Source organism: Hyphomonas sp. TMED31 (assembly GCF_002172815.1).
Classification (GTDB): domain Bacteria; phylum Pseudomonadota; class Alphaproteobacteria; order Caulobacterales; family Hyphomonadaceae; genus Hyphomonas; species Hyphomonas atlantica.
Genome location: NZ_NHCK01000039.1, coordinates 22,473 through 28,472 on the forward strand (window position 1 = coordinate 22,473; position 6,000 = coordinate 28,472).

The 6,000-nt window shown below is 61.5% G+C and carries 4 protein-coding genes; 2 read left to right on the top strand and 2 right to left on the bottom strand.

Translation table 11 applies throughout. From position 1 onward, the window contains the following. Positions 1–1,269: 1,269 nt before the first annotated feature. Positions 1,270–2,727, bottom strand: a complete 1,458-nt coding sequence (locus CBB91_RS06255; protein ID WP_273012869.1) for an OmpA family protein — start codon at positions 2,725–2,727, stop codon at positions 1,270–1,272. Positions 2,728–2,837: 110 nt separating this feature from the next. Here CBB91_RS06255 and CBB91_RS06260 point away from each other — a divergent pair, with 110 nt between their 5' ends. Then, complete coding sequence (locus CBB91_RS06260; RefSeq protein ID WP_273012871.1) at positions 2,838–3,650, top strand: RNA methyltransferase; 813 nt, start codon at positions 2,838–2,840, stop codon at positions 3,648–3,650. Beyond that, positions 3,647–4,540, top strand: coding sequence for a class I SAM-dependent methyltransferase (locus CBB91_RS06265; RefSeq protein ID WP_273012873.1), 894 nt, complete (start codon positions 3,647–3,649; stop codon positions 4,538–4,540). The genes CBB91_RS06260 and CBB91_RS06265 overlap by 4 nt, the downstream gene beginning before the upstream one ends. A 202-nt stretch (positions 4,541–4,742) precedes the next feature. Here the strand turns inward: CBB91_RS06265 and CBB91_RS06270 are convergent. Next, a partial coding sequence (locus CBB91_RS06270) for a TonB-dependent receptor (protein WP_273012875.1) occupies positions 4,743–6,000 on the bottom strand: 1,258 nt, incomplete at its 5' end.

Genomic DNA, 6,000 nt, shown 5'->3' on the forward strand with positions numbered 1-6,000 from the left:
CTTCGGCCTGCTCTGAATCCTCGGCCTCCGCCGCAGCATCAGCTTCAATCTCTGGGACCTCAATCTCAGGCTCGGCATCTGCCTCAACTTCGATTTCAGGCTCGGCCTGCTCAGCGTCTGCGTCTTCTCCGTCCGCCTCCAGATCGTCCGCAACCTCGAAGGTAGCCGCGTCGAAATCGGCTTCGGCCTCGACCTCCTCGATGTCTTCCGGGTCTTCTTCCGGCTCAGACAGCTCCGCTTCGGCTTCTACGAATACAGGCTCGGGCTCGACCTCATCCACTGGCTGAGCCTCAACCTCGGGTTCAGCCTCAACCTCAGGCTCAGGCTCAGGCTCAACCGTTTCGGTGGCCTCGACAGGCNCTTCGGCGTCTGCCGTCTCGGTCTCGAGTTCAGTGTCGCTGTCTGCCANATCAGCCAGAGGCGCGATGACCTCNTCTGCTTCATCCTCGGCCTCCTCGGCGGTCTCCGCATCCGCCGCGACGGCTTCATCGCGCGCGTCCTGATCGCCCTCGAAATAAGCGAGACGCCCTTCCAGATACCGGTTGCGCCAGCGCAGGCGGGCGAGCTCTTCATCGACCTCGTCCTGTGCTGCCGGTGCAGCTTCAGCAGGTGCCTCGACGACCGGCGCCTTCACCTGAGCCAGCTCCGCCTCCAGCGCCTCGACGCGCTGCTTCAGGAAATTGTGTTGCCACTCGGCTTTNGCCTGTTCGGAGTCAGACACGTCGCTTGCCGCCACNGGCGCGGCAGCCGGTACGGCCGTCTCCACCGCCGCAACGCCCTGAGCACCTTTTTCCAGCATGCCTTCCAGATGGCGCACGCGGCTTTCCAGATGACGGTTGCGCCANACCAGNGCCGGGTTCGGATCGGACGCGCCGCCAACAGCCGCCAGCGTCCCTGCCGCAGATGCGGCCGCAGCCACACCAGCCTTGGCAACGCCTGCGCGCTCGGCTTCGTCAGCCTTTTCCTTCAGAGTTTCCAGTTCGCTCTTGGCGCGGGCCAGTTCATCTGTCAGGCGCTGCAGTTTGACGTTCTGCTCAGCCTGCACTTCGCGCGGATTGAAATTGCCAATCGGCTGGCCCCGCTGCGCCGCATACAGGCTTTCGATCTCTTCGCGGGCCTGATCAAGTTCGGTCAGCGTCACATCGCGCTCGACCACCGCCTTGCGCATCTTGTTCACCAGCAACATGCCGCGGATGGACCAGCCCAGCAGCAGCCCGAAAACGGCCACGCCTGCCAGCGCAACCCACATATGTGCCAACAGCCACGCCATCACTCGCTCCGTTCTTGAACCTTGAACCCAATCCGGCGATTCTTCGCCCGACCTTCCTCAGTGTCATTATCCCGCACAGGTGCATCAGGACCATACCCAATTACAGCCACCCTCGAAGGGGAAAATCCGGCTGAAACCATATAATCTCTTACAGCTTGCGCCCGTGCCTCACTCAGCATCAGGTTTGCCTGCCGATCGCCCGTGGAATCAGTGTGTCCGCCCACTTCAATGACCAGATCCGGCGCGCAGCGACCCGACACGGCCATCACCTTGTCGAGCGTGTTGCCACTCTCTCGNGTNATNCTNGCTGCGCCCGTTTCGAAATACACCTTGTTGGTCTCCATCACCGAGTCAAACGCCGCCTGACAGGCCGCAACCGGGTCCGCCTCGAAGTCGATCTCGCGAATCTCCTCAACGGCCACCTGAACCGTATCNGTGAAAACTGTGACAGGATAAGGGCTATCCACTGTGGCCAGGTCCTGCTGGAGATAGGCGAGCGTGGAGCCGGTGGCCTCCCCCTCGAAACTCAGCCCCGTCTCTTCAGGCTCAAACGCCATGACGCCGGTCTGAAAGCCGCCCGCGAAATGCGGAAGGCCCACGCGCACACCGTCCAGCCAGCGGGGATGGGCCTCACCCGCCACCTGCATCTCGTCGCGCACGGTCTGCGCGTAGTATTGCCGGGCAATCGACAGGATCTCGTCCCGCTCGGCCTCACTTGCCACTGAGCCGGAGAGGATCAGCTCTCCCTCGCCATGCGTCGCACTCCACAGCGCCGGGCCGCGCAGGAATGGCTCGCCNCGAAAGGGCGCAGTCACATTGGACACATCTGCAGACAGGCGCGCTCGTATCGCCGAGTCCATCGACACGCCGCGCAGGCGCAAACGCGTATCCTGCAGTCTCGCCTCGCCCGAATTCAGCTCTGACAGGCTTTCCAGCGCCAGCTTGGCCATACCCTGCCAGTTCGCTGCCGGCGCACCATTCGCCACAACCATCCGGTCATCGACCTCTGCTTCACCGGCACGCGCCTCGGCCATCGCCAGCAGGTCTGACCGTACGCTNCGCGAGGGCACATGCCCCATCAGGATGAATGCACCGGAATCTGTCTTGATNGCGCGCCAGACATAGGGAGACACNGCNGCTGCTGCGCCGACTTCGCTCTCCACCAGGGTGACGCCGCCCATGATGACGCCGCCCGATCCGCTGGATGTGATGACCGTTTCTGCTGCCGCGCGAACCGCGTCNACGGACGGGGCCTTGCCGGTCAACCGGGCGCGCTGGCCATTCATCTCGACCTTTGCCCAGTCAAAGCCTGCCTCGGCCAATGCCGCATTGGCGTTGGCCTCCAGCCGCGCTTCGAGGTTTACAGGCGTGTTGCCGGACTGATAGACGGCCCACCAGCCTGTGAAAATCAGGCCGATCAGCGCCACGCATCCAATAAGGTAGTCGAGCAGTCTCATAGAGGCCCCACGACCTCCTCCATTGATAATCCCCTAGTAATCAGGGATGCCCTATTCAGCAGGTCCTAGCAAGGCTTGCCCCGCATAGTCAGAAACGCCAGAACCCTGCCATGACCCGCCCTTCAGAGACGATAAGCAGCGCTTCAAACCCGCTCGTCAAAACCTTGAAAAGCCTGGAAAGAAAGAAAGGCCGCACCGAGACCGGCCTGTTTCTGGCCGAAGGCGCGCGGCTGATCGGTCAGGGGCTCGCCAATGGCTGGAAAGCGGACTGCGTTGTGGTGGCCGCCAGCATGGCGGAACGGCCCCATCTGGCTGACCTGATCCGGCAGGCCGAAACCTCCGGTGCGCGTGTNGTTCTGGCAGCAGACAAGCTGATGTCGCGCATCACNCACAAGGACAATGCGCAAAGCGTGGTCGCCGCCTTCCNNCAGCGCCATCTCGGCCTTGATGCCCTGCCCCAGACCAAGGACGGNCTGTTNGTTGCGCTCTATGAAGTGCGTGATCCCGGCAATCTGGGCACGATCCTGCGGACNGCNGANTGCGCAGCTATTTCCGGCGTCATCCTGGTCGAAACCTGCTGCGACCCCTACAGTTTCGANGCNGTGCGCGCCTCGATGGGGTCCATCTTCGACATGCCCTTTGCAAGCGCCAGCTTTGACCAGTTCAACGCCTGGCGCAAAGGCCTCGGCCTCAACATGAGCGCGGCTTCGGTCAATGGCACGGCCCGGCATGACCGCACNGATTTCACCGGGGGCTCCGTGATCATCATGGGCAATGAACAATCCGGCCTGCCTGCGCACGCCGAAGCCGCCTGTGACCAGCTCTGCCTGATCCCCATGCGCGGCGGCGCCGACAGCCTCAACCTNGCCCAGGCCACGGCCATCATGACCTATGAGGCCTGGCGCCAGAGAGATTTCAAATGAAGACCGATACCCGCCTCCTGATCGCCGATGACTGGAACGATTACGCCCTGCTGGATAGCGGCCACCTCCAGAAGCTGGAACGGTTCGGCAGCCAGACCGTGATCCGCCCGGATCCGCAGGCCTTCTGGGAACCGGCCCGCCCGNTCAGCAGCTGGCGCGCCGATGCCCGCTTNTCCACCAAGTCTCAGGATGATGATGGCGCCGGAAACTGGGAAGTGCTTTCGCCNAACGCCCGTGACAGCTGGCCGATGCAATGGAACGGGCTGACATTCGAAGCCCGCCGCACCGCTTTTCGCCATATGGGCGTGTTCCAGGAGCATTCGGTCCATTGGCGGTTCGCGCAGGAAAAGATTCGCTCGGCNGGCCGCCCGATCAAGGCGCTGAACCTGTTCGGCTATACCGGCATGATGTCNCTNGCCTGCGCCGCCGCCGGGGCCGAGGTGGTGCATCTGGATGCCAGCCCGAAATCNAACGGCTATGGCAAAGACAATCAGGCGATGAGCGGCCTGAATGATCGCACCATTCGCTGGATTGCCGATGANGCGATGAAGTTCACCGCNCGCGAGATCCGNCGGGGCAATCANTATGACGCGATCATTCTCGACCCGCCAAAATTCGGCCGCGGCCCGAAGAACGAGACCTGGCGGTTCGAGGAAAACCTCCCCGCCCTACTCGACACGGTGAAGACACTGCTGAGTGACCGGCCCCTGTTCGTGATCCTCACAGCCTATGCCGTCCGCCTGTCCTATCTCGCCTTGTCACAGGCCCTGGCCGACCGCCTCTCCCCGCTTGGCGGCATCATGGAGACCGGCGAGATGGCCCTGCCCCAGCAAGGCGGCGAACGCCTGCTGCCGACGGCAATCTACGCCCGCTGGCATTCCGGAAGCTGATCGACAGCTCCTGCCTCTCCCAGAAATCAAACAGCCTTGAGCCTGGTTCANGTGAGNGCCCGTCAAGGGCGCGATACGGAACCCGCCCAAAATGCCCTGAGCCCGGTTCATGTGAAGCGCAAAGCGCTGATACGAAACCCGTTCAAAACAAAAACGGCGGCCCCGAAAGGCCGCCGTTCCTGTTTCTTGATGTCCGTCAGACTTAGAAGTCGAACGTCGCACCCATGAAGATGTAACGACCCAGAGCGTCGTACACTTGTGGGTAGGTGTTACCGTTACCCGGTGCCGTACCAACCACAGAGGAGAGCGGTGGCTCTTCGTCCGTCAGGTTGTTCACGCCGAGGCGGAAGGACATGTAGTCCGTAGCAGCCCAGGAACCGGTCAGGTCGAGGTAGTTCTGAGCGTCGAGAACGCCGTTGATGGTGCCATCGTCACCACCTTCGATCTCAACTTCAGAGAAGTAACGCCACGTACCGGTGACGCTGAACTTGCCATCAGCATCAGCCCAGGTGACAGAAGCCTTGTGACGGTATTCCGGAGAGGAACCGTTTGCGACTTCGGTACCACCACCGGAGGCACAGCTGCCGCCATAGTAGCCAACACAGTCGAAGATATCAGCAGCTGGCGAATTCGGCAGCGGCTTGGTTTCAAGCGACTCAAGCAGTGTACCAACATAGTCGAACGTCAGACCACCACGGGTGTCGAGGTCGAGATCGTAGCTTGCGAGCAAGTCGAAGCCGGATGTCGACAGCGAACCGGTGTTGATATTGGTCGCAACGATGTAGCCAGTCTGGTTAGCCCAGAGCGTACCACCGGAACCACGGTTGACCAGCGAACAGAAGTACTCGTCGCCTGTCTCAAGGCAGGTGTCGAGTGCCAGTTCCTGCGGAACCGTACCAACGAGGTCTTCAACAACGATGTCGAAGTAGTCGAGCGATACGGTCAGGCCCGGGATCATGGATGGTGTTGCCACAAAACCGATGGTGTAGGTGTCGGACTGCTCTGGATCGAGGTCCGGGTTACCACCGGTCAGCGTGTTGAACTGGCCAGCCGGGTTGTCAGCAATGTTCCGGTACTGGTCCGGTGTCACGCCAGTGTTGGCACACTGAGCGAGCGTTGCTGTCGGAGCTGCACCGGCACACGGATCGTAGATGCCATTGGAGCCCTGGGTCAGGTCAAACAGACCGATCGACTGGGTGGAGAACAGTTCGAAGATGTTCGCAGCACGGACAGCGCGCTGGAACGAACCGCGGAAGCGGATGTCTTCGACCGGAGCGTACTCCAGACCGATCTTGTAGGCGTCCGAAGACACAGCATCATAGTTCGAACGACGATAGGCCAGGTCAACGCCGAGAGATTCGACACCTTCATAGCCTTCGATCAGAGGTGCGTTGACCTCGACGAAGTAGTCGTAGACTTCCTTATTATTGCATGTTGGCGCTCGCGGTGCAACAATCACA